Annotated in this window: 27 protein-coding genes; 19 read left to right on the forward strand and 8 right to left on the reverse strand. The window is 68.2% G+C overall.

The features are described 5' to 3' along the window. Window positions 1–53 precede the first annotated feature (53 nt). The 4 genes from ABD197_RS05900 to ABD197_RS05915 all read left to right on the forward strand — a co-directional run bounded on the left by ABD197_RS05900 (window position 54) and on the right by ABD197_RS05915 (window position 2,283). On the forward strand, window positions 54–563 hold the full coding sequence (locus ABD197_RS05900) for a carboxymuconolactone decarboxylase family protein (protein ID WP_344052561.1): 510 nt from the start codon (window positions 54–56) through the stop codon (window positions 561–563). Next, window positions 557–1,300, forward strand: a complete 744-nt coding sequence (locus ABD197_RS05905) for a tyrosine-protein phosphatase (protein ID WP_425561030.1) — start codon at window positions 557–559, stop codon at window positions 1,298–1,300. Before ABD197_RS05900 ends, ABD197_RS05905 begins: the two co-directional genes overlap by 7 nt. A gap of 64 nt (window positions 1,301–1,364) precedes the next feature. Beyond that, entirely contained in the window at window positions 1,365–1,844 is a 480-nt protein-coding gene (locus ABD197_RS05910) for an SIP domain-containing protein (RefSeq protein ID WP_344052565.1), read from the forward strand. A 127-nt stretch (window positions 1,845–1,971) separates the two neighbouring features. Next, window positions 1,972–2,283 carry a hypothetical protein gene (locus ABD197_RS05915; RefSeq protein ID WP_344052567.1) on the forward strand — a complete coding sequence of 104 codons (312 nt, stop codon included), beginning with the start codon at window positions 1,972–1,974 and terminating at the stop codon, window positions 2,281–2,283. 86 nt (window positions 2,284–2,369) lie between these two features. Here ABD197_RS05915 and ABD197_RS05920 read toward each other — a convergent pair whose 3' ends face one another. From ABD197_RS05920 to ABD197_RS05935, 4 genes are all read right to left on the reverse strand, one after another. Continuing rightward, entirely contained in the window at window positions 2,370–2,831 is a 462-nt protein-coding gene (locus ABD197_RS05920) for a Fe-S oxidoreductase (RefSeq protein ID WP_344052569.1), read from the reverse strand. Next, entirely contained in the window at window positions 2,828–3,646 is an 819-nt protein-coding gene (locus ABD197_RS05925; RefSeq protein ID WP_344052571.1) for an arginase family protein, read from the reverse strand. Before ABD197_RS05925 ends, ABD197_RS05920 begins: the two co-directional genes overlap by 4 nt. Window positions 3,647–3,755: 109 nt before the next feature. Next, a complete protein-coding gene (locus ABD197_RS05930) occupies window positions 3,756–4,517 on the reverse strand; it encodes a PspA/IM30 family protein (protein WP_344052573.1) in 762 nt (253 codons plus the stop codon). 66 nt (window positions 4,518–4,583) lie between these two features. After that, entirely contained in the window at window positions 4,584–6,608 is a 2,025-nt protein-coding gene (locus tag ABD197_RS05935; protein WP_344052575.1) for a TPM domain-containing protein, read from the reverse strand. A gap of 195 nt (window positions 6,609–6,803) precedes the next feature. Between ABD197_RS05935 and ABD197_RS05940 the strand changes: the two genes are divergently transcribed. The 5 genes from ABD197_RS05940 to ABD197_RS05960 all read left to right on the forward strand — a co-directional run bounded on the left by ABD197_RS05940 (window position 6,804) and on the right by ABD197_RS05960 (window position 11,515). Next, on the forward strand, window positions 6,804–7,637 hold the full coding sequence (locus ABD197_RS05940) for a DUF3097 domain-containing protein (RefSeq protein WP_344052577.1): 834 nt from the start codon (window positions 6,804–6,806) through the stop codon (window positions 7,635–7,637). Between the two features lie 99 nt (window positions 7,638–7,736). After that, window positions 7,737–8,405 (forward strand): tRNA (guanosine(46)-N7)-methyltransferase TrmB, encoded by a 669-nt coding sequence (gene trmB / locus ABD197_RS05945; protein ID WP_344055801.1) that lies wholly within the window; start codon window positions 7,737–7,739, stop codon window positions 8,403–8,405. Window positions 8,406–8,497: 92 nt separating this feature from the next. Next, complete coding sequence (locus ABD197_RS05950; protein WP_486341519.1) at window positions 8,498–9,730, forward strand: MFS transporter; 1,233 nt, start codon at window positions 8,498–8,500, stop codon at window positions 9,728–9,730. 4 nt (window positions 9,731–9,734) lie between these two features. Further along, a complete protein-coding gene (locus ABD197_RS05955) occupies window positions 9,735–10,625 on the forward strand; it encodes a CPBP family glutamic-type intramembrane protease (RefSeq protein ID WP_344052579.1) in 891 nt (296 codons plus the stop codon). A gap of 152 nt (window positions 10,626–10,777) precedes the next feature. Next, window positions 10,778–11,515, forward strand: a complete 738-nt coding sequence (locus ABD197_RS05960; protein WP_344052582.1) for an AAA family ATPase — start codon at window positions 10,778–10,780, stop codon at window positions 11,513–11,515. Between the two features lie 360 nt (window positions 11,516–11,875). Here the strand turns inward: ABD197_RS05960 and ABD197_RS05965 are convergent, their stop codons facing one another. Together ABD197_RS05965 and ABD197_RS05970 are read right to left on the reverse strand one after the other, a co-directional pair. Next, window positions 11,876–12,964 carry a hypothetical protein gene (locus ABD197_RS05965; protein WP_344052585.1) on the reverse strand — a complete coding sequence of 363 codons (1,089 nt, stop codon included), beginning with the start codon at window positions 12,962–12,964 and terminating at the stop codon, window positions 11,876–11,878. Window positions 12,965–13,117: 153 nt separating this feature from the next. After that, on the reverse strand, window positions 13,118–13,993 hold the full coding sequence (locus ABD197_RS05970; RefSeq protein WP_344052587.1) for a helix-turn-helix transcriptional regulator: 876 nt from the start codon (window positions 13,991–13,993) through the stop codon (window positions 13,118–13,120). A gap of 124 nt (window positions 13,994–14,117) precedes the next feature. Here ABD197_RS05970 and ABD197_RS05975 point away from each other — a divergent pair, with 124 nt between their 5' ends. The 4 genes from ABD197_RS05975 (at window position 14,118) to ABD197_RS05990 (ending at window position 17,540) form a co-directional block, all read left to right on the forward strand. Then, window positions 14,118–15,104, forward strand: a complete 987-nt coding sequence (locus tag ABD197_RS05975; RefSeq protein WP_344052589.1) for an aldo/keto reductase — start codon at window positions 14,118–14,120, stop codon at window positions 15,102–15,104. A 42-nt stretch (window positions 15,105–15,146) separates the two neighbouring features. After that, window positions 15,147–15,896, forward strand: a complete 750-nt coding sequence (locus ABD197_RS05980) for a VOC family protein (RefSeq protein WP_344052591.1) — start codon at window positions 15,147–15,149, stop codon at window positions 15,894–15,896. 217 nt (window positions 15,897–16,113) lie between these two features. Then, window positions 16,114–16,680: an RNA polymerase sigma factor gene (locus ABD197_RS05985; RefSeq protein ID WP_344052594.1), complete on the forward strand. Its 567-nt coding sequence runs from the start codon at window positions 16,114–16,116 to the stop codon at window positions 16,678–16,680. A 536-nt stretch (window positions 16,681–17,216) separates the two neighbouring features. Next, window positions 17,217–17,540, forward strand: coding sequence for a hypothetical protein (locus ABD197_RS05990; protein WP_344052596.1), 324 nt, complete (start codon window positions 17,217–17,219; stop codon window positions 17,538–17,540). A gap of 701 nt (window positions 17,541–18,241) precedes the next feature. On the opposite strand, the gene ABD197_RS05995 is transcribed toward ABD197_RS05990, so the two are convergent. Both ABD197_RS05995 and ABD197_RS06000 read right to left on the reverse strand, forming a co-directional pair. Next, window positions 18,242–19,804 carry an SLC13 family permease gene (locus tag ABD197_RS05995; protein WP_344052597.1) on the reverse strand — a complete coding sequence of 521 codons (1,563 nt, stop codon included), beginning with the start codon at window positions 19,802–19,804 and terminating at the stop codon, window positions 18,242–18,244. A gap of 192 nt (window positions 19,805–19,996) precedes the next feature. After that, window positions 19,997–20,494 (reverse strand): hypothetical protein, encoded by a 498-nt coding sequence (locus tag ABD197_RS06000; RefSeq protein ID WP_344052599.1) that lies wholly within the window; start codon window positions 20,492–20,494, stop codon window positions 19,997–19,999. Between the two features lie 133 nt (window positions 20,495–20,627). Between ABD197_RS06000 and ABD197_RS06005 the strand changes: the two genes are divergently transcribed. From ABD197_RS06005 to ABD197_RS06030, 6 genes are all read left to right on the forward strand, one after another. Then, window positions 20,628–22,319: an MFS transporter gene (locus tag ABD197_RS06005; RefSeq protein ID WP_344052601.1), complete on the forward strand. Its 1,692-nt coding sequence runs from the start codon at window positions 20,628–20,630 to the stop codon at window positions 22,317–22,319. After that, the gene (locus tag ABD197_RS06010) at window positions 22,316–23,824 is read left to right on the forward strand and encodes a leucyl aminopeptidase family protein (protein ID WP_344052603.1); all 1,509 of its coding nucleotides are present in this window, start codon (window positions 22,316–22,318) and stop codon (window positions 23,822–23,824) included. Before ABD197_RS06005 ends, ABD197_RS06010 begins: the two co-directional genes overlap by 4 nt. A 187-nt stretch (window positions 23,825–24,011) precedes the next feature. Continuing rightward, window positions 24,012–24,143, forward strand: coding sequence for a hypothetical protein (locus tag ABD197_RS06015; RefSeq protein WP_344052605.1), 132 nt, complete (start codon window positions 24,012–24,014; stop codon window positions 24,141–24,143). A 147-nt stretch (window positions 24,144–24,290) separates the two neighbouring features. Next, window positions 24,291–24,680 carry a nuclear transport factor 2 family protein gene (locus tag ABD197_RS06020; RefSeq protein ID WP_344052607.1) on the forward strand — a complete coding sequence of 130 codons (390 nt, stop codon included), beginning with the start codon at window positions 24,291–24,293 and terminating at the stop codon, window positions 24,678–24,680. A gap of 586 nt (window positions 24,681–25,266) precedes the next feature. Beyond that, on the forward strand, window positions 25,267–25,458 hold the full coding sequence (locus tag ABD197_RS06025) for a helix-turn-helix transcriptional regulator (RefSeq protein WP_344052609.1): 192 nt from the start codon (window positions 25,267–25,269) through the stop codon (window positions 25,456–25,458). After that, window positions 25,448–25,852, forward strand: a complete 405-nt coding sequence (locus tag ABD197_RS06030) for a hypothetical protein (protein WP_344052611.1) — start codon at window positions 25,448–25,450, stop codon at window positions 25,850–25,852. The genes ABD197_RS06025 and ABD197_RS06030 overlap by 11 nt, the downstream gene beginning before the upstream one ends. The last annotated feature ends 119 nt before the right edge of the window (window positions 25,853–25,971 follow it).

Genomic DNA, 25,971 nt, shown 5'->3' on the forward strand with positions numbered 1-25,971 from the left:
GACATCATGCCCGCTCCCGACTCCTCCGACGCGGTGCTGGGTAGGCTGACGTCATGAGCCAGCCAGCGCGCGTGCACCTGTCGAAGTCGGCGCCGGATGCCTACAAGGCACTCGCCGCGTTCTCCAGGACGGTGGGCGCGATCGCCGACGATGCAGGCATCGACGAGCGACTGAAGGAGCTCGTCCAGATCCACGTGTCGCAACTGAACGGATGCGCATTCTGCGTGCGCGTCCACGTCGAGCGGGCGGCCAAAGCGGGGATCTCCGCCGACACCATCGCCCAGGTCGCGGTGTGGCGGGAGTCCGGGGTCTTCTCCGAACGGGAGCGGGCCGGACTCGAGCTGGCAGAGTCGTTCACGTTCATCTCGGATGACGGCGTCCCCGACGATGTCTACGACCGTGTGGGCGGCATCCTGAGCGAGCCCGAGTATGTGGGTCTCAGCTGGATCCTCGTGGCGATCAACGCGTTCAACCGGGTCGCGATCGCAGGGCGCTACAGCACGCCGCCGCGCGATGACCTGGTCCGAGAGGATCACGACGCCGCATCCGGCGCGGCCTGGTGAGCGCGGGCGCCGATCCGTCCCGCCCGCTCGTCGCGGGTGCCGTCAACTTCCGCGATACCGGCGGTCTCCCCGTGCGCGATGGTGGTGCGACCCGTGCCGGTGTGCTGTTCCGCTCCGGCAACCTCGCTCAGCTCGAGCAGCCGGGTGTGAACGCGCTCCGCGAGCTCGGCATCCGTCGGATCATCGATCTGCGCGCCGATGACGAAGTCGATCACGCCCCGAGCCGCGTGGCCGGGCTGGACGTGCGCACGCAGCGTGTTCCGCTCTTCCTCGGCTCGGTGGCGTCCTTCTTCGCCGACGACATCCCGCTGACGGAGATGTACCGGCGCCTGGTCGACGATTCGGCGGCGGGGGTCGTCGACGTGGTCCGGGGTGTCCTCGCCGAGCAGCCGGTGCTCGTGCACTGCACCGTCGGGAAGGACCGCACGGGTGTCACGGTCGCGCTCACGCTCGCCGCCGCCGGAGTCGACACCGACGCCGTGGTCGCCGATTACGCGCGTACCGAGTCGCTTCTGCCGCAGTGGCGCAACGAGCGGGTCGTCGGGATGCTGCGCCGCATGCATCCGGAGGCGGTCCACCTCGAGGATCTCGCGACGCGGTCTCCGGCCCCGGTCATGCGGGATCTGCTCGCCGACTTGGTGCGGCGCTTCGGGTCCGTCGCCGACTATCTGCGTGCCCAGGGGATGACCGACGAGGAGCTCGCCGAGCTGCGGCGCGTGCTGGTCGCCCGGTCGTAGACGACGGTTTTTCACGGCCCGACCAAGGTTAGGCAAACCTTCCCTGCGGTATAGTCGACGTGTCATGTCCTCCACCACGCAGCCTTTCGCGATCGAGCACAGTGCCTCCGCCTGCCGCTCGTCGCGTCACACGCGCGTGCAGCATCTGATCGCCGCCGACGAGTCCTCGCTCGCCGAGCTCGAGGTGCTCCTGGCCACCCTGCCGCTGTGCTCGACCGGCCGCGTGTTCATCGAGATCCCGGATGCCGGCCACCAGGTCGCCTTGACCGCTCCGACCCGCATGGTGATCACCTGGCTCGACCGCGCCTCGCGCAGCGGCGCGCCGGGGACGTCGCGCTCGTGTGCTCCCGGGGAGGCTCTCTCCCGAGCGGTCACGGCGTGGGCGGACGAGATGCTGTGCGACGACATCGACCACACCCGGGTCTTCCTGCTCGGCGGCTACCTCGGCACGGCCGACATCGTCGATCACCTCATGGATCGCACGGGCGTCGACGCCGGAGCGATCCACACGCCTGCGCGCTTCGGTCTGCCGACCGCGCGCTGAGGATTTTCCCCTCTCCACCAGGGTCTTGTGGCTGATGCCGCCCGGTGCTAGAAAGGCGCCAATCGACTTCTGGGGCCGATCTGCGGACGTGTAAACGGGGTGCGTCCGCGCATTGTGAGGAGATTCGATGAAGAAGACACTGGCCGGCGCGGCGATCTGCGCCGTGCTGATCCTCGGTTCGGGCGGCGCCGCCTTCGCGGGGGAGGTCAACGGAAACGGCGACGGGACGCCCGCTCCCGACAAGGCGCGTTCGCTCTGCGCGTTCTCGGGGCTCGAAGACGGCTCGGAGGGCGGGCCCGCGGGGCCGGGCTACGTTCAGAACTGGGGCCACATCCCGAAGGAGCTGCGCAAGGAGTTCAGCTCGCGAGGGGCCGCGGTGGTGAGCACGCCCTTCGGTGAAGAGGGCTGCAACGCCCATCTGTACCCGAACGGCGGCTGAGCGCTCGACGACGAGCCCGCGCGTCCACGTCGGACCCGCTCGCTCTCGTTCTCGAGAGCGGGTGGGTCCGACGGCAGCGTTCCGGGTCAGGAGCGGCGGCCCGTTGCGCGCGGCACGTAGTTGCCGTCCTCCAGACCGGCCTCGATCTCGAAGCGGTTGCGCAGCGGGTCCCGCCCTGCCAGCGCGTACAGGACCGGCATCAGGAACCCGTACCGACGCCATTGGTCCGCGTGCACCGACTCGTGCGCCAGCACGCGATCTGTCACCGGTTCGTCTCCGGTGAGGTAGCAGCCGCCCACGCACACGCCGCCGCGGCGATACGCCCAGCGCGGCATCCCGCGGAAGATCCACATGCCCGCGCGACGCTCGACGCGACCGGTGCTCCAGATCGAGCCCCAGATCCATCCGACCACGGTGCCGTAGACGTAGCCCGCGCGACTGAGCGGCGAGTCGAGGAAGGGCAGGAAGCGGTCCAGACGTCGTCCACGGGCCACGGCGAGATCTGCGCGCTCCCGCCAGCCGACCGGGGGAGTGGGAATCGGGCTCACGCGAGCGCCCCGACGATCCGCAGGATCGCGCCGAGGTCGTCCACCGCCGCCGCGGGCGATGGCGGAGCGAACCCGGTGATGCTCGAGCCGGCGAGTGGCCACCGCTCGCGGACGCGACCGATCGACGCGATCAGGTCCGGAAGGCTCACTCCGAAGGGAACGGATGCCGTCACCCCGCCCATCGCGGCAGGATCGAGCACGTCGAGGTCGACGTGGATGAAGACCGCATCGGCACCGGTTCCGGCCACCGCCGCCGCGAGCGCGTCGGCATCGGTGAGAGCCGCGGCGTCGACCGTGTGCACACCGAGGGCGGTGACAGCCTCCTCTTCGGGCGGGTCGTACGCGCGGGCGCCGGCGAGCACGACGCGGCTCGCGGGGATCCCGGTGCGCAGCGCGAGTCCCTCCGCGCCGTCGCCGAGCACGGCGCGCAGGGCCATGCCGCTGAAGGCGCCGGAGGGCGAGGAGTCCGGCGTGTGCAGATCGGGGTGGGCGTCCAGCCAGATCACGGCGAGCTGCGGATGCCGCGCCGCGGCGTGCCCGACGGCGCCGACCGCCGCGCCGCAGTCACCGCCGATGAGCATGACCGGCTCGGCGATCGGAGCGAGCTCCAGCTCGAGGAGTTCGCGACTGCGTCGCAGCGCACTGAACCGGTGCACGCCGGTCTCGACAGCCTCGCCGGCCTCGAGGGGGATCTCGACGGTCGTGCACGACGAGCGCGGCAGATCGCCGGCGATCGCCTGCGCCCCGTCGATGAGCTGCATCGCGCGCGAGGACGGTGAACCCTGCCACTGCGGGACGATCACGAATCGGGCCATGCCCTCATCATCCCTCAGCCCCGGCTCCCGCGCGGCCCCGCCGCGGCACTCCCGACAGCACGGAACCCTCCGGGCCGGCGGCGCCGGCCCGGAGGGTTCCGTCGTGCGATCAGGGCGTGTACGGCGCCGTGGGGGCGTCGATCGCGGCCTGGGACGGCGTGCCGCCGGCCTTGAGCTCGGCCAGGCGCGCCTCCACCTCGGTCAGCTCGCCCATGTCTTCGAGGCTCTCGAACTGCGCGTCGAGGGTCGACGCGGCCAGTTCCTGCTTTCCGGCGGCGAGCGCCTCCTGGCGGCGCACCTTGTCCTCGAAGCGACCGAGCTCGCTCGTGGGGTCGAGGACGTCGATCGACTTGACCGCGTCGTGCACCTTGTTCTGCGCCTCGGCGGTCTTGGCCCGCGCCAGCAGCTCGCTGCGCTTGCTCTTGAGCTGCTCGAGCTTCTGCTTCATGCCGTTCAGGCCGTCTTTGAGCTTGTCGACGACCTCGGTCTGCGATTCGATCGTCGGCTCGACGGCCTTGGCCTCGCGCTCCGAGCCGATCTGGCGCTGCAGGGCGATCTTGGCGAGGTTGTCGAACTTGTCCGCATCGGCGGTGTTGCCGGCCGCGCGGAGCTGGTCGGCCTTCTTGCTGGCGGCCAGAGCCTTGTTGCCCCATTCAGCCGCCTGCTGGACGTCCTCTTCGTGGTCGCGCTCGAGGAGGCGCAGGTTGCCGATCGTCTCGGCGATCGCGGACTCGGCGTCGGCGATGCTGTTGGAGAAGTCGCGGACGAGCTGGTCGAGCATCTTCTGCGGGTCCTCGGCGGAGTCGAGCATCGAGTTGATGTTCGCCTTCAAGAGGGTAGAGATGCGACCGAAGATGGACTGCTTTGCCATCGGGATTTCCTTCCTATCGATGAGTGGGGACGCTTGCGTGCTGAATCGAAGTGCGCTGCGGGCCGGTCAGAATCGTCCTCCTCCGCGGCGGCCGCGCGTGCCGCCGCCGCCGAAGCTGCCGGGGCTCATGCGACCGCTGCTGCGTCCGCCCCCGCCGAACATGCCGCCCATGCCTCCGGACGAGCCTCCGCGGCCGCCACCGCCGCCGAGGAGCGAACTGATCACGATGCCGCCGAGGACGGCGCCCATCATGTTCCCGCCTCCTCCGCCGCCGCTTCCGCCGAACATCCCGCCGCCCTGGAACGCGTTCACGTCGTTCTGCGCGTATTGGATCGCTTGACCGGCGAGCTGGTTGGCCCGCTGCGCGTATTGCAGGGCCTGCTCGGGGTCGGCCGTCTGCAGCTGCTGCGCCTGCACGAGCGCAGCGCCGGCCTCAGCGAGCCGGGTGCGGGCTTCCGCGCCGATCGCGCCGCGCCGCGCGACGACGTAGTCCTCGGCCGCGGAGACCTGCGCCTGCGCCTGCATGATCTGCTGGCCGATCAGCTGCTGAGCGCGCTGCGCCTTCGCGGCGGCGTCGCGCACGCCCGCGACCACGCTGTCGATCTGAGCGTTGGCCGCCTCCAGGCTCTGGAGGGTGACCAGAGGCCGGCGAGCCGTGCTCGACAGATTCGTGCGCGCGGCATCCACTTGGGCGGACGTCGCGGCGATCGCGGTGGCGACGCGCCCATCCGGGTCGGGAAGAGCGGATGCCGCGGCGATGTCCGCGGTCAGTTCGGTGATCAGCGCCGCAGCGCTGCGCTCGCCCTCGGCGAGGTCGCGCCCGAGTTTGTCGATCGCCTCCTCGAGCAGGACGGCCTGCCCGACGGCCTCCTCGGCCGCGCGGATGCTGACCGCGGCCTCGCCGCCCTTGCCGGCGCCGATCGCGGTCTGCGCGGCGGCGAGCTGCTCATCGGCGAACGCGATGCGCTGCCGGGCCTGGTCGGGATTGTCGGCGACGGTCGCGAGAGCCTCCGGCGCGTAGGTCGTCGCGAGCGTGGACAGGTGCGCGTCGGCGGATTCGATCGCGGCCGCGGCGGCGGCACGCTGCTCCTGCACCCGCGCCAGGGACTCGGGCGCGTTCTGCTCGAGGCGTCGCAGTTCGTCGAACGCCGCGGCCTTCTCATCCAGACCGGCGTTCGCCTCGTCGCACAGCCGGATGATCTCGCTGTTCCACGCCCGGGTCTGCTCCTCGGAGTCCGGCGTCGAGTCGTCCAGCTGCTGCTTGATCGTGAAGGCGCTGTTGAGGTTCTGCCGCGCCGTGGCCAGCGCCTGCTCGAACTCGCCCGTAGCGGCGTCCCCGAACTGCGCCCGGGCGAACCCGAGCTCCTGCTCGCTCGTCTTCACGGCGTCATCGGTCGCGACGAGAGCCGAGGAGGCGCGGCGTGACAGCTCGTCCGTACTGATCTGCGGCGCGCCCGGACCCGGTTGTGCGCCCACCTTCTTGCGGCGGCTGCGGACGATCACCACGACGATCACGATCGCGATCGCGGCGAGGGCGAGGAACACCAGGAGTCCCACCGGGAATCCCGAGCCCGAAGACGCCGGCGGTGAGACCGATCCGCCGCCGGCCGCATCCTGCAGACCATCGGCGGCGGCATCCACCGCGCCGACCCAGTCCTCCGCCGCGAGCCGCGGCTGGATGAGCCGCTGTTCGATCTCGCTCAGCTGGTCGCCCGAGACGGGGCCCGCGGAGTCGCCGGACAGGTAGAACTGGCGCGACTGGGTCGCCACGGCCAGGAGGTACTGCGTGGGCCCCAGGCCGTTGATCTCTGCGGTCGTGTTCGCCCACTCCTCCGACGCGGCTGGGTCGGTGAACTCGTCGACGTAGACCACCCAGAGATCCAGCCCGGAGTCGGTCTTGAGCTTCTCGAGCCGGCTCTGCGCCTCGGCCTCCTGGCCGGCGGACAGCACTCCCGCATCGTCGAGCACATAGCCGGATCCGAGCGTCACGGGGTCGGTGGCCGACGCCGCTGCGGCGGACGTGAGCACGAGGACGGTGGCGAGCGCGGCGCTCAGCGCCGTCGTGAGCGTCGATGCCCATCGCGAACGCATGTTGCCCTCCTCCGCCGCGTGCAGCGCACACCCCGGACCATCGAGTCTATTCATCTGCGGGCATGCGACGGTAGGCGCGGTACGGCCCGCCGGGCGGGTCGTGCCGTCACCCGTCGCGTCCGACGGGTAGCGTGTCGATTTCGACGCACACGCCGGGATCCCGCCCGCGATCGGTGCGCGCACCTTCGGAGAACCATGGACGATCGCTATCCCGCCGATGTGCTGGCCGGCGACTGGCGGGCGAGCCGTCGGCGCGTCGTCCCGAGGATCGCGGCCACGCACGACCTGGTCGTCGAGGTCGCGGCGGACGGCTTCTGCGGCGCGGTCGTCGGGGTCGCCTCGGGCCTGGTCGAACTCGAGGATCGCGGCGGTCGCCGCCGGCTCTTCCCGCTCGGCCCGGGCTTCCTCATCGACGGAGCCGATGTCGTGCTCGACCCGCCGGTGCGTGCGACCCAGCAGGCGCCCCGCCGGACGGCATCCGGATCGTACGCCGCCCCCGAGTCCCGCGCCCGCGTCGCGCGGGCGAGCCGCATCCTGGTGGAGGGCAAGCACGACGCGGAGCTCGTGGAGAAGGTGTGGGGCGATGACCTGCGCGCCGAGGGCGTCGTGGTCGAGTTCCTTCAGGGAGTCGACCTCCTCGAGTCCGCACTGCGCGCCGAGCCGCCCAGCGCGGAGCGCCGGTACGGCGTGCTCGTGGACCACTTGGTGCCGGGGTCCAAGGAATCCCGCATCGCGGACGCGATCGCACGCGGGCCGCACGGCGCTCACGTCCTGATCGTGGGTCATCCGCACGTCGACGTGTGGCAGTGCGTCACCCCGCGCGCGATGGGCATCGACGCGTGGCCGGCGGTGCCGCGCGGCGTCGACATCAAAGTCGGCACCTGCCGCGCGCTCGGCTGGCCGAGTGAGACACCGGCGGATCTCGCCCGCGCGTGGCAGCGCATCCTCGGGCGGGTCTCGAGCTACCGTGACCTGGACCCTGCGCTCCTCGGCCGTGTCGAGGAACTCATCGACTTCGTGACGGCCTGACCCGTACGAGCGCACCGCCGCGCTGGCTAGCCTGGAGGGGTGTCCGAACCCGTCTCCTTCCGCGACCGCCCGCTCTCCTTCGTCCGCCGCAGCGGCCGCATGACCGACGGTCAGGAGCGGGCCTGGGCCGACCTCGCGCCGCGCTACGTCCTGGAGGCGCCGCGCGACGAAGCGGCCACGAGCGTGCGGCCCGGCGCCGTGATCTCGCCGCGCGACGTGTGGGGGCGGGATGCCGCGCTCATCGTCGAGGTCGGCTCGGGGCAGGGACATGCGATCATCCATGCGGCGTCTTCGCGGCCGGAGGACGACTTCCTCGCGGTCGAGGTCTTCACCGCCGGGCTCGCGCGCACGATGCTGAACGCCGAGCAGGCGGGCATCGAGAACCTCCGGCTCGTGGAGGCCAACGCGCCCGAAGTGCTCGCCCACCTGCTGCCCGCGGCGTCGGTGACCGAGCTGTGGGTGTTCTTCCCCGACCCGTGGCACAAGAACAAGCACAACAAGCGCCGCCTGGTCACGGCCGAGTTCGCGTCGGTCGCCGCCGCCACCGCGCTCCGCGACGGGGGAGTTCTGCGCCTCGCGACCGACTGGGAGCAGTACGCGCGACAGATGCGGGACGTCCTGGATGCCGCGCCGGAGTTCACGCGCGGGTTCGAGGGCGGCTGGGCCGATCGGTTCGACGGTCGCATCCTCACGGCGTTCGAGCGGAAGGGCGCCCGCGCCGGTCGTGAGATCCGCGACCTCGTCTACGTGCGGCGGCCACGGACGTGACCGAGCCCGAAGCCTCGGCATCCGCCCCGGCGCCCGAAGCCTCGGCGGCCCTCCCGGCCGACGGGCCGGCCGTCGCGAAAGACCGGTGGCGCATCGTGCGTCCGCTCGGCCACCGCGACTTCCGGGCGCTGTTCAGCGCCGTGGTGCTGTCGATCTTCGCCGCCGGAATGTGGGCGGTCGTGATGGTCTACGCGGTGATCGCGGCCGGAGGCGGACCGCTGCAGCTCTCGCTCGTCGCCGCGGCGAACGCGACCGGTCTGCTCGCGTGTGCGATCCCGGGCGGGATCGTCGCCGATCGGGTGTCCCGTCGCCTGATCGTGCGCATGGTCTCGCTCGCGGACTTCCTCGCGATCAGCTCGGTCGTGGTCGTCGGCGCGTTCGGCGAGGTCGGCATCCCGCAACTCACGATCGTCGCGTTCGTCCTCGGCGCCGGTGCCGGTTTCTTCTTTCCGGCCTACAGCGCGATCCTGCCGCGCATCCTGCCGCCCGGACAGCTGCTCGCCGCGAACGGGCTCGAGGGAGCGATCCGGCCCGCGCTGCAACAGGCCGCAGGACCCGCAGCCGCGGGACTCATCCTCGCGGCGCTCATCCCCGCGCAGGCGGCGATCGTGATCGCGCTCGCGCACGGGGCGGCGTTCGTGATCCTGCTGTTCCTCCGACCCGAGCCGGTCGCCGCCGAGCACGAAGAGCCCTCGACCCGCAGCGTGATGCACGACCTCCGCGAAGCCGTCGTCTTCACGGTGCGCACGCCGTGGCTGCTGTGGACGCTGCTGTTCGCCACGATGTGGGTCCTGGTCGTGGTCGGGCCCGAGGAGGTGCTGCTGCCGTTCCTGACGCGCGAGCGGATCGGCGAGGATCCCCGCCTGTTCGGTTTCCTGCTGGCGGTGTACGGCGCGGGCGGAGTCGCCGGCTCGATCGTGGTCTCCTCGCTCCCGCTGCCGCGCCGGTACCTCACGACGATGAATCTGGTGTGGGGCATCAGCACGCTGCCGTTCATCATCGTCGGGATCACCGACCAGTACTGGCTGCTCCTCGCCTCGCTCTTCGTGGTCGGGTTCGGGTTCAGCTACGGCAACGTGATCTGGGGCACCCTGCTGCAGCGCCGCGTCCCGCGGCACATGCTGGGACGCATCTCGAGCCTGGACTTCTTCGTCTCGCTCGCCCTCATGCCGCTGTCGATGGCGGTGGCGGGACCCCTCGCCGAGGTCGTCCCGATCCAGACGATCTTCATCGCGGCCGGCATCCTTCCGCTCGTCTTCGGCCTGATCGCCATCGCCGCAGCACGGATGCCGAAGGACGAGATCGCCCATCCGCTGACAGACTGAACACATGCCCGCACACGCATCGACGGTCCTCGGCATCCGCCCGACGCTCTCGGTGGGGTTGATCCCGGCACTGCTGATCTGCCTCGCGGCGCCGGCCTTCTTCGTGGTCCGGCTGCCCTGGCTGGGGTGGGCGCTGCTCGCGGCGGGCATGCTGATCGCCTGGCTCGTACGTGCACGGACGGATGCTGAGGCCGATGCGGCACGGTCGCCCCAGACAACGGCCGGGGTGCGCACGCCGAGCCTCGTCCGCGACCTCTCGCTCATCACGGTCGGAATGCTGATCGTGAGCGTGATCGACCTGAAGGCCGAGCTCGACAACCTCGCCTTCCTCCGCTTCACCCTCGCGCTCGGCGGGGCGGTGGTCGTGCCGTACGTGATCTCGCGATTCGTCTACCGGGACTACGCGATCCGGTTCCCGTGGCGCGGCGGAGGCCGGTGGACGGCGTTCCAGTGGAGCTGGCTCATCGGCGTGCTCGTGCTGGGCTGGCTGATCCTGCCGTTCTACTTCATCACGTCGGGCGTCTACATGAACTGGCCGGTCGTGGACACGCCCGACCTGATCGCACGGCTCTTCGTCGGCGTCGGCGCGGTCGGCATCTGGGACGAGCTCTTCTTCATCTGCACGGTCTTCGCTCTGCTGCGCCGGCACTTCCCGGACTGGCAGGCCAACATCCTGCAGGCGATCGTGTTCGTCTCGTTCCTGTGGGAGCTGGGTTACCAGGCGTGGGGTCCGCTGCTGACGATCCCGTTCGCACTCGTCCAGGCCTACATCTTCAAGCGCACCCGCTCGCTCGGATACGTGGTGACCGTCCACCTGCTGTTCGACGCGGTTGTGTTCCTGGTCCTCGTGCACGCGCACAACCCGGGCTTGCTCGATGGGATCTTCCTGGTCTGAGCGCTCGTCCGCGGCGCTGCGCGCGCGCGGGCGTGGACTGAGAACAGGTGATTCGGCCAACGCAGGACGATCCGGCGCGGAAAGGGCCTGCCCTGCGCGAAGCTCCTGTTCCGGGCGGCATGGATGTCCGGCGCGCGTGCCAAACTGCGGGAATGCGCTCGAGGGACTTCCGACAGCCTCCGGTCGTCAAGGTCGTTCCCCGCGAGGACGCGCCTCGAGGGACGCCGGGGCGGTGGCCCGACTCGATCCCCGCCGTCCGAGAACTGCTCGACGCGGGCCTCGACCTCCAGCCGGGCGTGACGTTCCTCGTCGGCGAGAACGGCTCGGGCAAGTCGACCCTCCTGGAGGGCATCGCGATGGCGTACGGCTTCTCGGCCGAGGGGGGATCCGCTTCCGCACAGCACCGCACTCGTCCGAGCGAGTCGGACCTGTCCGAGCGGATCCGATTGCAGCGCGGCATCGGCGCACCCCGGTGGGGCTACTTCCTCCGCGCCGAAACGATGCACGGGTTCTACTCCTATCTGGAGGAGAACCCGACGAACAGTCCCGAACCGGTCTTCCACGAGATGAGCCACGGGGAGTCGTTCCTGGCCGTCCTCGACACCAGGTTCGACTCGCCCGGCTTCTACTGCCTCGACGAGCCCGAGGCGGCGCTGTCGTTCTCGTCGACCCTCACGCTGATTGCGACGCTCCGTCGGATCGCGGATGCCGGTGGGCAGGTGCTCTGCGCGACGCACTCGCCCGTGCTCGCCTCGCTGCCCGGCGCGCACATCGTCGAGGTGGGGGAATGGGGACTGCGCGCGTCGGCGTGGGAGGACCTCGAGCTCGTCACCCACTGGCGTTCCTACCTCGCGGCTCCGGAGCGCTACCTGCGCCATCTGCTCGACTGACCGGCGGCGATTCTCGACCGTCGCGTAATGGAATGCCGTCCGGGGCGTCCTGGAAGTAGCGGAGGGGTCGAACCCTCGCTTGCCACTCCGTGTGGCTGCTCGTTCCAGCTCATGGGTCGGCGTCGTTTCTGGGGGAACGGCGCCGACCCACCCCGACCGTGCGCGCAACAGTCGGGAACAAGGAAAGCCGGCCCTCAGGGGACGGCTTTCCTTGCTGGTGCCCGCGACGGGGATCGAACGATCAGTCGCGCGGTGGCCGGGACTCCGTATCGCCGTCGCCCAGCGTCGCTCGTCCGGAGAACTGTCCAACCCCCGCCGATCGAATCCCGAGCGGCGAGTCGCCCAGAGGCAAAGCCCGATTCACTCCGGCGCGCTGCATCGGGACGAGATGCCCATGCGGATGAGGCCGTCGATCGTCGTGGAGTCCCGGATGCTCATCTTCTCGACGGGCAGGGTTCCGCTGTAGCGGATGTCTTCCTGCATGGCGCGGTCGGGAGAGTAGCCGGCCGCATCCCAGACCTGGAGGATTCGTGCGAGCGAGGCGGCGTTGTCGTCCGTTGTGAACTCGATTCCGACCCCGACGCGGGTCCCGTCCTCGCCGCACGCGGTCGTCACGAGTTCGAGCTCTTGTGCGTCGATGATGGCTCCCGTGGCGTTGCGGGCTGACCCCGCAGTTGCGGCAAGCGAGGCAGCCGCCATCTCCGCGACTCCTGCGCGAGCCTCGTCGGCGGTGTAGACGGGCCGGGGCGGCGGTGTCGGCGAGGGCTCCCGCGTGCCCGCGCTGAGACCGCAGGAGAAGGCTCGGTCGGTTCGTGTGGGGAGGGTGAAGGCGGGCTCGCCGTCGGTCGCTGTCGGGGCGGCCAGGTAGTCGAAGCTGGAGGAGTACCAGACCCGAAGCGCATCACCGTCGCCCGCCACGGCATAGGCGCCGTCGGCGAATGGGTGATATCCGTCGTCGCCACCGGTCCGCTCGACGGCGGTTGCGAAGATGCCATCCGTTCGGTACACGGTGCCCCAGCCGGCGAGGAGGAAGGAGTCCTCCTCGATCACGTATCCGGTTTCGCACCCGGCGCTGATCAGCGGTACGACCGTCGCGGAAGAGGTGAGCACCCAGACGAATCCGGCCAGACACGCGGCAGCGATCGCGGCGAGACGCGCCGGAACCATCACGAGCAGCCAGATCCGCGACACCGGGATCAGACACAGTCCCACCGCAAGAGACGTCAGAGCCGCGACGACGGCCACCGTCCCGATCCGCGAGGACCCCATCGTTCCGATCAAGACGGACACCTGGCCGTTCGATCCGGTGGAGATCGCCAGCAAGAACACCAGTACTGCGACGGCTGCAGCGAAAGTCGCTCCTGCTGCCAGAACCACCCGACGTCGCAATCGAGACGGGGATGCGGGACCCTCCGCGTCCTCTTCCGTCGAAACCGGCGCGCTGGACACTCCTCGAGCCTAAGAGGCCGGCACCGCCCGAGAGATGCCCGCCGACTCACCATCGCCCGCTGATGAGGATGCCGACATCATCCGCCGCCCGGATCCGTTCAGGAATCGGGTTCGGAGACTGCGTGAATCACGCCGGGTCTTTGCGCTCGCGCATCAGGTTGCCTTCGGGGCGGTTGTCAGGGGTGCGTCGGTGGTCGCGGCCCACGTGGCGAGAAGTGTGAGGGCGTCTTCGGATGGTGAGCCGGGTTCGGCGGTGAAGGTCGAGAGTTGCAGTCCTGGGTCGGCGGGCAGCTCGAACGCTTCATAGGTGAGTTCGAGGTCGCCGACGAGGGGGTGGTGGATGCGCTTGACGCCGGTGCGGTGGTAGCGGACGTCGTGTGCGGCCCAGAGGGTCCGGAACGTTTCGGAGCGGGTGGCGAGTTCGCCGACGAGGTCGGTGAGGCGTTTGTCGAACGGGTTGCGGCCGGCGTCGCCGCGCATGGCGGCGACGAATTCCTGCACGACTTTGTCCCAGTCGGGGTAGAAGTCGTGCGCGGCAGGGTTGAAGAAGGCGAACCGGGCGCTGTTGGGAGCGGGTTCGGCGAACACGGGTGAATAGAGGGCGCGGCCGAGGCGGTTCGCTGCGACGTAGTCGTAGTAGTTGTTGCGGATGATCGCGGGTGCTTCGGTGATGGCGTCGAGAAGACGCTGGATGCTGGGTCGAAGCGTCGTGGTGCTCTTGCGGGGCTTGCGCGCGACCGGGGAGGTGTTCGCGGCGTGAGCGAGGTCGTGAAGATGAGCGGCTTCAGCGTCGTCGAGGTGCAGGGCGCGGGCGAGGGAGTCGAGGACGCCGGGGGAGACGCCGGAAAGGTCGCCGCGTTCGAGGCGGGTGTAGTAGTCCACACTCATCCCGGACAGCAGGGCGACTTCTTCGCGGCGCAATCCGGGGACGCGCCGGTTGCCGCCGAACGCGGGGAGTCCTGCGGCGTCGGGCGTGATGCGTGCGCGGCGGGTGGTGAGGAACTCCTTTACCTCGCTGCGATTGTCCATGCCACGACCGTACGCCGGTCATCGCGGGCGAGGGAGGGACTGGCAGTACCGGTGACGGCCGCCACTCCCACGTGACGTGGGGACGCGGTTGTCTGGAACCACATCGAGGAAAGGCGGACCAGGCATGCACACGAGGACGTTGGGTCAGGGGCTCGAGGTCTCGGCGATCGGTTTGGGGGCGATGGGCATGTCGATGTCATACGGCCCCAATCCGGGCGACCGGGACGACATGATCGGCGTGCTCCGGTACGCGGTCGCGCAGGGCGTGACCTTCATCGACACCGCCGAGGTGTACGGCCCTTTCGTGAACGAAGAGCTGGTGGGCGCTGCGATCGCCCCGATCCGCGATGATGTCGTGGTCGCGACGAAGTTCGGGTGGCGCATCGTCGACGGGACCATGCAGGGTACGGACTCGCGGCCGGACCAGATCCGCCGCGTCGCCGACGCGTCGCTGCAGCGGCTCGGGGTGGAGGCGATCGATCTGTTCTACCAACACCGGGTCGACCCCGCGGTTCCGATCGAGGACGTCGCCGGCGCCGTCGGGGAGCTGGTCGCGGCAGGCAAGGTGAAGCATTTCGGGCTGTCCGAGGCCGGCGCGGGGACGATTCGCCGCGCGCACGCGGTGTTTCCGGTGACGGCGGTCCAGAGCGAGTACTCGCTGTGGACGCGGGACCCCGAGGCGGCGGTGCTGCCGGTGTGCGACGAGCTGGGCATCGGGTTCGTGCCGTTCAGCCCGCTCGGCAAGGGCTTCTTCACCGGGGCAGTCACCCCTGACGCGACATTCGCGCCCGGCGAGATCCGGGCACGGGTGCCCCGGTTCGAGGCGGAGAACCTCGCCGCGAACCAGGCCCTCATCGACCACATCACGGCCCTCGCCGCCACGCGCTCCGCATCTCCCGCGCAGGTCGCGCTGGCATGGCTTCTCGCCCAGCGCCCGTACATCGTCCCGATCCCGGGGACCCGTCGGCGGGAGCGGATCGACGAGAACGCCGCAGCCACCACTGTCGGGCTGTCGGCGGACGACCTCGCAGACCTGAACAGCCTGGTCGACCGGCTCGGGGTCGCGGGGAACCGGTACGACGACGCCGGCATGGGAATGGTCGGCCGGTAGCCGGCGACCGCACACATCACCGACTGCCTGGAGGCATGCGGAGTGGAACTCACGCTCGACAACGACATCCGGATGCCGGCTCTCGGGTTCGGGGTGTTCCAGACCACACCCGACGAGACCGTGGCGGCGGTGCACGCCGCCCTTGAGACCGGATACCGGCTCATCGACACCGCCGCCGCGTACGGCGGGGCGCAGACGGTGTTTCCGACGGACTCGTTCGCGACGGGCGTGGAGTTCATCCGGCGCATTGCGCTCGTCACGGACGCGGTCGGTCGCGAGCCGGACATCGACCTGCGACCCGAGGCGGCGGTCGTTCGTACTGCCGCAACACCGCGCGGCCGACTGGACACCGCCGATGTAGAACTCGTGCGTTCGATCGCCGGGATCGCCGCAGAGCTGGGGCTTGCCCCCGACCCGTCTCGTCTCCATACGATTCAGATCGCCATCGCGGAGGCGGAGGACCGGAGCACCCAGGAGTTCTGGGTCGCGGCTCTGGGCTATGAGTCGCTCGACGGAATCATCGTCGACCCGCTGCGCCGCGGACCGCGAATGTGGTTCGACGAGATCGCAGCACCGGGCCGCGGTCGCACCCACATAGATGTGGCCGTACCGAACGATCGAGCCGCCGAGCGTGTAACCGCAATCCTCGACGCGGGTGGGCGGCTCGCAGATGACTCGCACGCACCGCAGTGGTGGACGTTCGCGTCGCCCGACAACCACGGTGTCGACATCGCAGCGTGGGGCGATATCGATGACGGCGCGGCATCGACCGTCGACGCACACGACCAATAGCCCCCTCGGCTGCCGAAACCCTGAGGATCCCCAATCGCTCATTGCCCGGTTGGGGATCCGTATGCCGGTTGAGCGTGCCGCTTTGCCCATCGGCCCGCGGGCGGACATTGAGTGTTGACGCCGCGAGCAGCTCCTATCGGTGGGTTGCGCCGCGACACTCTCGTGTCGAAGTTGGCGGTATGTGTGACCAATCACGCCGCTGCGGACACCATGAAGTGTGAGAGACGAATCTGACCAGTCCGTGTGGCAGCAACTGCTGGCCGGCAACGAGCGGGCGTACGGCCTGATCTGGGATCGGCACCGCGACCGGGTGTTCCGTCATCTGGTGATGGGCGGCAACTCCGCAACGGATGCCGAAGACCTCACCGCCGCCGTCTTCCTCGAGCTCTGGCGTCGACGATCCAGCATCCGGTTCGTCGACGAGTCGGCGCTTCCCTGGCTGATCGTGACCGCACAGAACGTGACCAGGAACGCGACCCGGGCCCGCATCCGCTATCGACGGTTCCTGTCCCGACTGCCTCCACCGGGCGATCAACCGGACCACGCAGAATCGCACGCGGATCAGAATGACGAAATGGTCATCCGGCTGCGCGCGCTGATCTCGAAAGCGCGGCCCGTCGATGCGCAGCTGCTCGCGATGACCGCCCTGGACGGCTTCACCGTCATCGAGGCAGCCGGCGCCCTGGGCATTTCCGAGCCCGCCGCCAAGATGCGACTGTCGCGGGTGCGGTCCCGATTGCGCGCTGATCTTCAACCCGACCTATCTGCAGAAGGAGGTGCCTGATGCCTGACTTCACCCCGTCCCGCTCGGACGCGATCCGCGAAGAACTGATCCGACACGCAGCCGCATCGCTACACGGCCGCGCCACCGTCGGATCGACATCCGCGTCGGCGCCGACAGCGATCCACGCCGACCCTTCCACCCCTCGACCTGCCCGCCGGCCGCATGGGATGCAATGGGCGGCCGCAACGCTTGCGCTGATCCTGGTGGGCGGGGTCGTCGGACTCACCGCCACTGCGGCACTCAACGCCGGAACACCGACGGCGAGCACGCCCACACCGAGCGAAACCTCCACGACGCAACCGACGACCACCCCCACCCCCAGTCCGTCCACATCTGCGTCACCGACACCCGCTCCGTCGGAGCCGTCGACGATCGACCCTCTGCTGATCAGCGCGAAGGGTATCGGACCGTACCTGCTGGGCGGCTCGTACGGGAACGCTCGCGAAATGCTGGGTCTGCCTGGTCCTGAGGAACGAGATCCCTCATTCGAGGACAGGTGCCCGTGGTTCGCTTCGGCCGGTGATCTGAATCCGCTGATGACCTACGTCATCGCCCAGACCGTGAGCCAGGGCGGCGTGACCACCGGCACGGACGTCATCGGCAGCGTCAAGGTGCAGGACGGCGGCACGGGCGAGGGACCCCTGCCGCACACGGCAGAAGGCGTCGGTCTCCGATCGACCGAAGCAGACGTGCGCACCGCCTACCCGGATGCGACGGTAGAGGAGACCCTGTTCTCGGACTCGGCGCTCCGGGTCACTATGGGGGACACCTCGATCATCTTCGAGTTCAGGGACGGCCTTGCGTATATGGTCACCGTGCTGCCCGCGACCGAAGAGATCCCCCCGGAGTACTGCGCCTAGTGTTCAGTGGGCATCCGCTATTGAGAGTGCACCCAGCCGGACGACGATCAGTCCACACGGGGACGGATCAGCAGTTGCGCCCCCACACCTGCTTCGATGGGGGATCGTCATTCGACGGGGCGCTCACCGAGACGATCAACGGAGATCGGCTTGCGACTGCCGGGTAGGGGTGGTCTATCGCGGATCGCTTACATCTCAGTCGGCTGGCTGCAGACCGCCGGTGACCGTTGCTGCTGAGCCGTCGATGTCGTCGATGTAGAGGTAGTTGCCGAGGATGAGGCCTGACCTGCCCTTGCTGAGCCAGGTGTCGGTTCCTTCACATTCGTTCGCCGTCTCAGATGCAAAAGATCGCGAGTCCTGAAGACCCGCGATCCCTTGTGTTCACTGGTGCCCCCGACAGGAATCGAACCTGCGACCTTTGGTACCGGAAACCTAATCCACGTCTTTTCGGGCTCAGCGTGATGGCCGGAATCCTTGGAAAATCAACACTTTTGGCTCCCGCTCAATCAGATCGATCAGGCCCAATTCGGCACGAATGTTGTCAAAATGTTGTCACGGATCGGAGGTTGGAGCGGGCTGCATCGGGCGATGTTGAACTCGGCCCCCGAACCGTCAGGGGCACCGGCGTGTCGACTGAGAGCGGGCAGCCGTACGTCTCCGAGTAAGCCATGTTCGTCGAACGCATGGCGAGCGGGTGGACTTTAGAACTTCCAGATCAGGGGCACGTACCACACGGCGATCACGATGAAGAGAATCGCGAGCGGCAACCCGAGCTTCCAGTACTCGCCGAAGCGGTAGCCGCCCGGTTCGAGGACCATCAGGTTGGCGGGCGTGGCGATCGGGGTGAGGAAGGATGCCGCACCGGCGACGGTCAGCGCCATCATGAAGGGCTGGATCGACAGCTCCAGGGTTGCGGCGATGGAGACGGCGATTGGGGCGACGATGAGTACTGTCGCGGTGTTGCTGATGAGTTGGCCGAGCACGACTGTCAGGATCACGAGCGCCAGCAGGGCGACGTGCTCTCCCGAGTTCCCGATGAGGGTGAGCAGCCAGCTGGCGACGAGGTCGGCCGTACCGGTCTGGATGAATGCGGTCGAAAGCGGGATCATTCCGGCCACGAGCACCACGGTTGTCCAGGAGATGGAGTGGTAGGCCTGCGTGACGCTGACGGTGCGTGTCAGGACCAGTGCACTTGCCGCCAGCAGGGCAGCAACGGCCGGCGGGACGAGACCGGTCGCCAATAGCAGCACCATCACGGCCAGGATCCCGATCGCGCGCTTGGCGCCTTTGCCGAGCGGGACTGAGCGGCGCAGCTCCATGGGTGCGTCCACGACGAGCACGTTGCTGCCCTCGGTTTGCTTCTCAAGGTCGTCCCATGCGCCCTGCAGCAACAGGATGTCCCCGGCCTGGACGATGAACTCTCGGCCGCGGAGGTGCTCTTCTCCGCGGCGGGCTGCCAACAGCACGAGATCACCGCTGGGCGTGACCATGCCGACGCTCAGACTCACACCGATCAGCGGCGACCGGGGTGGCACGACGACTTCGGTGACGCCGTTGACGGGCCCGAGAATCATCGAGGTGTCCAGGCTCAGCGAGTACTGCTGACGCAGGAGACGCGCGTGGCGCACGAGGTCCATCGGCATGAGCGCTCCGTTGCGCTCGGGAAGAACATGTCTGCCGAGCAGAACGATGATCAGGATCGTCCCGATGAGGAGGGGCACCCCCACGAGGGCGAATTCGAAGTAGCCGAAAGTGTGGCCGCCGTTCTCTCCTGCGATCTCGGACACGATGATGTTCACCGGCGTTCCGGTGAGGAGCAGCATCGAGCCTGCGTGCGCGGCGAATGCGAGCGGCATGAGCAGCTGTGAGGTCGGGATGCTCGCGCGAGCGGCGACGACCACGACCAGAGGAAGGAGCGCGGCGACGGCACCGTTCACGCTGATGAGGGCCGTGACACCGGCGACGAGAAGGCTGATCACGACCAGCAGCGCTATCCGTCTGGTTCCGGCCCGGGCGATCAACTTCTGGCCGGCCCAGGCTGTCACTCCGGTCGCGTCGAGCGACTCGCTCACGACGAAGAGTGCGGCGATGAACAGCACGGTGGGATCCCCGAACCCGGCGAGCGCGTCAGGCAGCGACAGTACCCCAGTGAAGAACAGCGCGAGCGAGACCCCGATGGCGACTATGCCGAGGGGTAGACGGTTGCTGACGAAAGCGGCGATAGACAGCGCCAAGATCAGCAGCGTTGCGGCGACGGGGTCCATGGGCTCACTGGCTGCTCAGCGCCGCGCACGGGGCGAGAGGGGTCATGCCGAAGATGGGGCCGTGCCGAGCCGGCCGGGCGCCTCGCACGCGTTCGCGGTCGAGCCGGGAGAGCAGGATCCCGACTGCCCTCACCTGGCGGCTGTGCGGGGCCATCAGTTCGCAGCCTGCGCCGCGCTAATTGTCACGGCGCGTCAGCGGGAGTCGCGCTTGGCTTGGCGGCGCGCACCTTGAGACTGCGACGAGGCATCGCGCTTGATTCCGCCGGTGGTTTGGATGTGTCCGGGTGCTCTCCCAGGGCCGTCGACCGGGCTGCTGCCGGTGCCGGTCGCGGCTGGTCCGGTTCCGCGACCCGCGCGCGCACGCGCCAACCGCTCGGTCCTGAGCCGTTCCGCCTCCTCGTGAGCGACGACCGCGAGACGTTCCGACACGATGGCGAGTGCTTCTTCGAACGCCTCGGCGCGGTGGCGGGCCTTTGCGCTCTTCGGGGCAGCCGAGCCGCGAGAGGCCTGATCGATCACGCTGCGCGCCGCGCCGCGCCGGTAGTTCTTGACGTGCTTGTTGCGCGCCCGTCGCACGCGCTTGTGCAAGTTGAGGAGATCGTCCTCGTCAAGCGACGCCAGGCGTTTCGGCTCGAGCTCGCGCATGAGGTCCCGCTCGGAGTCTTTCAACACCCACATGTAATCGTCCATGACGTCATGCTGGCACGGTGGACCGGTCGCGTGGGCCCCTTTTTGTCTTCGAATCGGCGGACCTCGTCGCCGTGTCTACCAATATGCTTGCGCCAGACCGCAACGGTGCGATCCTTCACCCGCAGGGAGCGTGATGGCCGCAGTCAACTCGCTGGGCACGGACGTGAAAGCAGCCTCGTGGCTACCGCTGATCGTCGTGGTCCTCACGCAGATACAGGCGTCCTTCGCGGTGAACGCACTGACAGTCTCCATGGCGGGGATCACGACGGATCTCGATACCCCGGCGACCTCGGTCGGCACGGCCATCACGGCGGGAACGTTCGCGATGGCGGCGTTCATCCTGTTGGGCGCGAAGATCGGTGCCCGGTTCGGCACCCGCGGCGTCTTCCAGATCGCTGTTGGGATTCATGCCGCGGCGATGGCCGGTGTGGCGCTGAGTCTCAGCCCCGCGATGCTGTTCATCGCCCAGGCCTCCTCCGGTGCGGTCATCGCTCTCATCGCACCCGCCCTGACCGTCTTCATCGCGACGAACTACCACGGCGACCGTCAGGCGAAGGCGATCGGCCTGCTCGCCGCGGCGATTCCGCTCGCAGGCGTTCTGGCCCTGCTGCTCGCGGGATGGTTCGCCGAGACGATCGGCTGGCGCTGGTCGTTCGCCCTCATGGTCGCGCTCGGTGCCGTCAACCTGTTGCTCAGCTTCCGAATCAAGAAGGTACCCGCCCAGAACGACCTGGTGATCGACTGGACAGGGGCGCTCCTCGCCGCCGTCTCGATCATCCTGCTGAGTTTCGGATTCTCGGGTCTGAATGCCTGGGGAGTGTGGTTCGCCACAAGCCAGGCGCCGTTCAGCATCCTGGGAATTTCGCCTGCCCCGTTGCTGATCATCCTGGGGGTGATCGGCGGTCAGATCTTCTTCGTCTGGATCTCGAAACGACAGCGTGAGCATCGATCACGGATCTTCGACCTGCGGGTCCTCGCAACACGCAGCGAACTGGCAGTCACCGCCTGCATGGCCACGATGCTTTTCGTCGGCACGGCGGCGAACTTCCTGATCCCGCTGTACATGCAGGTCGTGCAAGGGCTCTCGGGCATTCAGACGTCCTTTTCGATCATCCCCTACACGATCTCGATCTTCCTCGCCTCCACGTTCGTCGCCTACCTGTACAAGCTCGCCCCGCCACGCGTCCTCGGCCCGGTCGGCTTCGTCGTCGTCGCGGCGGCGCTCACCCTGATCGCATTCACGGTGCGCGGCGAATGGGGTCAATTCTTCATCGTCGCCGGGCTGATCCTCCTCGGCCTGGGACAGGGCTCGATCGTGGCGCTCGTGTTCAACACACTTCTGTCCTCGGCGCCCAAGCAGCTCGCCGGGGACGTGGGCGCGTGGCGAGGGCTCGTGCACAACTTGAGCGGCTCGATCGGCATCGCGGTGGCGAGCGCGTTCGCCGTCGGCATCCTGGCGGCGACGCTGCAGACCTCGGCTGACGAGCACCCGGAGATATCCGATCAGTTGATCAGCGAGGTCAACATCAATCAGGCCGACTTCCTCACCAACGCGCAACTCGAGGCGGTCCTGGCCGAAACGAGCGCAACGGATGCCGAAGCCGCTGCGGCGATCGCGATCAACGAGGAAGCGCGGCTTCTCTCGCTCAAGATCTCTCTGCTCGGCCTCGCCGGACTCGCGTTGCTGGCGATCGTGCCGGCCACGCGCATGCCCGGGCGTATCGCCGGGGAGTTGCCCGAGCAGGTCGAACCAGACGATCCTGACCGCATCGATGAGGATGTGCCGCTGAATCAGGTAGCGCATGACGAGGAGAACGTGTCATGACACGCAGTGCAAACAAGCTCATCCCCGCCGAGTTCGCCACTCTGCCCGGATACGACGCGCTCCGGGCGCTGACCATCCTCGCGTCGGACCCGCCCCCGGACTCGGAGGCGATCGGCTACACGGTCTACGCTGAAGGCCCCGTGCCGGCGGAGCTCGGCCTTGACCGCGACGCCCTCACACGCGCGGGCTTCGAACCGAAGGTCGGACACACCCTCGTGATACCGACCCCCTCCGGCCCGGACCTGATCGCCGTGGGAGCCGACAGCCCGACCAAACTCGACACCACCCGCCTGCGGGATCTCGCCGCCGCATTCACCCGCGCCGCCGCCCGCCGTTCCCGCCTTGCCCTGGTCATCGGGGCGGTCGATGCCGGACCCGAAGACGCGGCGCGCGCGCTGACCGAGGGGGCCGCGCTGGCGCGCTACCGCTATACCCCGCTCAAATCCGCCTCGAAGCACACCCTGTTGCGTCAGCTCGCGCTGCACGTGGCCGGAGTGGATCCGGGCGCAGTGATCCGCGGATCATCAGCCGGTCTGATAGAAGCCCGAGCGACCGTCATCGCCCGCGACTTGGCGAACACACCCCCAGGGCATCTCACCGCGACCGACATGGGCGAAGTCGCCGTCGAACTCGGAGCCCGGTTCGGATTCCAGGTAGAACTGTTCGACAAGCAAGCCCTCATCGGCCTTGGGTGTGGAGGCCTCCTCGGCGTGAACCAGGGGTCGGTCGAAGAGCCCCGGATGATCAAGCTGTCCTACACACCCGAGGGTGCGGCAACGGGTCATCTGGGTTTGGTCGGCAAGGGCATCATGTACGACTCCGGCGGCATCAGTCTCAAGCCCTCCGATCCGATGCACCTGCTCATGAAGATGGACATGGGCGGCGCAGCGGCCGTCCTCGGCGCTTTCACCGCTCTGCGGGATACAGGCGTGCAGGCAAAGATCACCGGCTGGCTCATGTGCACTGACAACATGCCCTCAGGCACCGCGTACAAGCTGGGAGACGTGCTTGTCGCGCGCGGCGGGACCACCGTCGAAGTGAAGAACACCGACGCCGAAGGTCGGCTAGTGATGATGGACGCGCTTGTCCTCGCCAACGAGGCCCGTGTGGATGCCGTGATCGATATCGCCACGCTGACCGGGGCGGCACTCATGGCGCTCGGAACCTCCACAGCACCCGTATTCGCCAACGACCAGCGCGTCGCAGATCTCGCCCTCGCCGCATCCGCTCACGCCGATGAGCAGCTCTGGCAGCTTCCGCTCGAGCAGAAGTACCGTTCGCAGTTGGACTCCGACATCGCCGACATCTCCAACCTCGGCGGCAAGTACGCCGGCGCCACGACCGCAGCCCTTTTCCTCGCGCACTTCGTGGGCGACACCCCCTGGGCTCATCTCGACATCGCCGGGACGATGCAGACCGAGAAGGACGACTCCTGGCGCTCGGCAGGGGCCACAGGCTTCGGCGCGCGGATCCTCCTCGAAACCGCACGCGCATTCACGGCGTAACGCTGCCGCCCGAAGGCGTCCTCACGGCGAATCCAGCGGAACTGACGAACGATCGGCCATCACCTGCGTCAACGCCGTGGTCGCGTTCGCTCTGGGATCGGCGCTCCTCACACTCTCGCCCCCAGAGCCATTGCCGCCTGTTGACGCTCGCGCACTAGCCGACACTCTGGCCGACAGCGGGAACAAGATGGACGAGGCAACCCTGGAGCGCGTGCTTCAGGCGATCGACGTCATCGACTTCGAAGCCGGGCTGTCAGCGATTCTCACAGGACTACTGAGCAACGCACCGGCGCCGATGGGTTCTCAGCGCGATGAGTAGCCCGGTAGTTCACCGCTAAGGCCGGCGTCGCTTAGGTGGATCCGCAAACGGGCAGGGCCCGAGTAAGGGACGGCTGCGCGCAGCGAGGGAGCGAGAGATCCTTGTCGGGCGGGGTGCGTTGAGACGGTCTCGTGGCAAAATCTTGCGATGACGACCGATCAGCTCGTGGCGAGCTACCTAAAGGCACTCGAGGCGTCCGATCTCGACGGAGTTCTGGCGCTGTTCGCTCCCTCCGGGACCGTGCATTCGCCGCTGTACGGAACCCTCCCGGCCACAGAGTTCTATCCGCGATTGTTCGAGGACACCGCCGAATCGAAACTTACGCTGCGGGCCACGATGGTCGGTACCGCCGAGGGGCGCACCGTGGTCAGCTTCTGGTTCAACTTCGACTGGGTGCTCAGCAACGGCGAGCCAGCGCCGTTCGCGGTTGTCGATGTGGCAGAACTCACCGAGCATGGACTGATCGACAATCTCCACATCGTCTACGACACCGCACCTCTTCGCGACAGTTTTAACAACCTCCGCAAGAAGAGCTGACCTCACGGCCCAAGCCCATCCACTACCGCATCAGCAGCTGGTGCTGAAGGGTACAGATCACTGGCCGTGCCAGCGCCCGCACGTCCACGCATATGATGTGCTGACCTCGTCACTTCACGCAGGCGCTGATTGGAGGTAAGCCGGCCAATGCACCGCTCCTTCCTCAGCGGGTTCGTCCGCTACATCGGCCTTCCTCTCGTCTTCGTTGCGATTGTGATCGCCTTCGGGCCAGGTCCGATAGTTCCGAAAGTCATTGGGCTGTGCGGCGCGGTAGTCGTCGCCCTCGTCGTTTACGTCGTGATCTGGCGAGTGGCGCTTCGGCGAGAGGACCGCGCTTCGCGCGACAACAACCAGGCGCGGGACATTGCTCGCCAAGGACTGACAGCCGTCCGACGCCGCGACATCCGGCTGAGCGCACCCCACGACGAGAGTTAATCCCGTTCGTTGGCGGATCCTCTGTGCGACGACGGGCGTCGCACTGGTTGACCGGCTGGTGCGACGCACTCATGAGAACGCAGCGGCGACCACTGCAGCAGGATGTCAAGCGTCCTTGACAACTGATGGATGTGTCAAGCAAGCTTGTCATGTGGAGAGTTCGGTCCGGGCGCGGCGAGAAGCGGCAGGTCTGTCGCAGGCCTCGCTGGGTGCCGCCCTCGGAGTATCTCGACAGACCATCAATTCGATAGAGACCGGAAAGTACGATCCGTCCTTGACGCTGGCGATACGGCTCGCCCGGTTCTTCGATTCATCCGTGGAGGAAATCTTTCATGTCACCTGAAGCCCGTTTTCCGCTCTCGCCCATCAACATGCTGCTGGTGGGGCTGCTCACCGCCGGCGCTGCCACGACAGCCATCCTCGGCAACTGGCTTGGCACCGCATTCCTCGGCTTCATCGCTGTCTTCGCGACGGTAGCGGCTCGATACGCACGGCGCCCTGATTCGCAGGACATCACCCGGGTGAACGCCCTTGAATATCGCGATGAACGCGATCGCGAGCTTGCCCGGCGGGGCTTCAGTGCCGTCGGCGGGACGGCACTCATCCTTTCGCTGCTCGCTGCGACGGTCTGCATCGTTCTCGCCGACCCCCTTCTGATCATGCTCAGCTGCGGCCAGCTGCTCCTGCTGTCCATCGTGTGGGCGGTGTCCAACTCCCGCGTTGTCGCCACACGATGACACGGAGCACAGCAACGCGTCTCCCAGCTTGCTGATCTGTACATGTCGTTGAATCACCGGAAGGAGTCCGGACGTACAGCGCGGGCCCGGTGCCATCGTCAGGACGCGGTCGACACTGC

Origin of the sequence: Microbacterium lacus (assembly GCF_039531105.1) — a bacterium.
Lineage (GTDB): Bacteria > Actinomycetota > Actinomycetes > Actinomycetales > Microbacteriaceae > Microbacterium > Microbacterium lacus.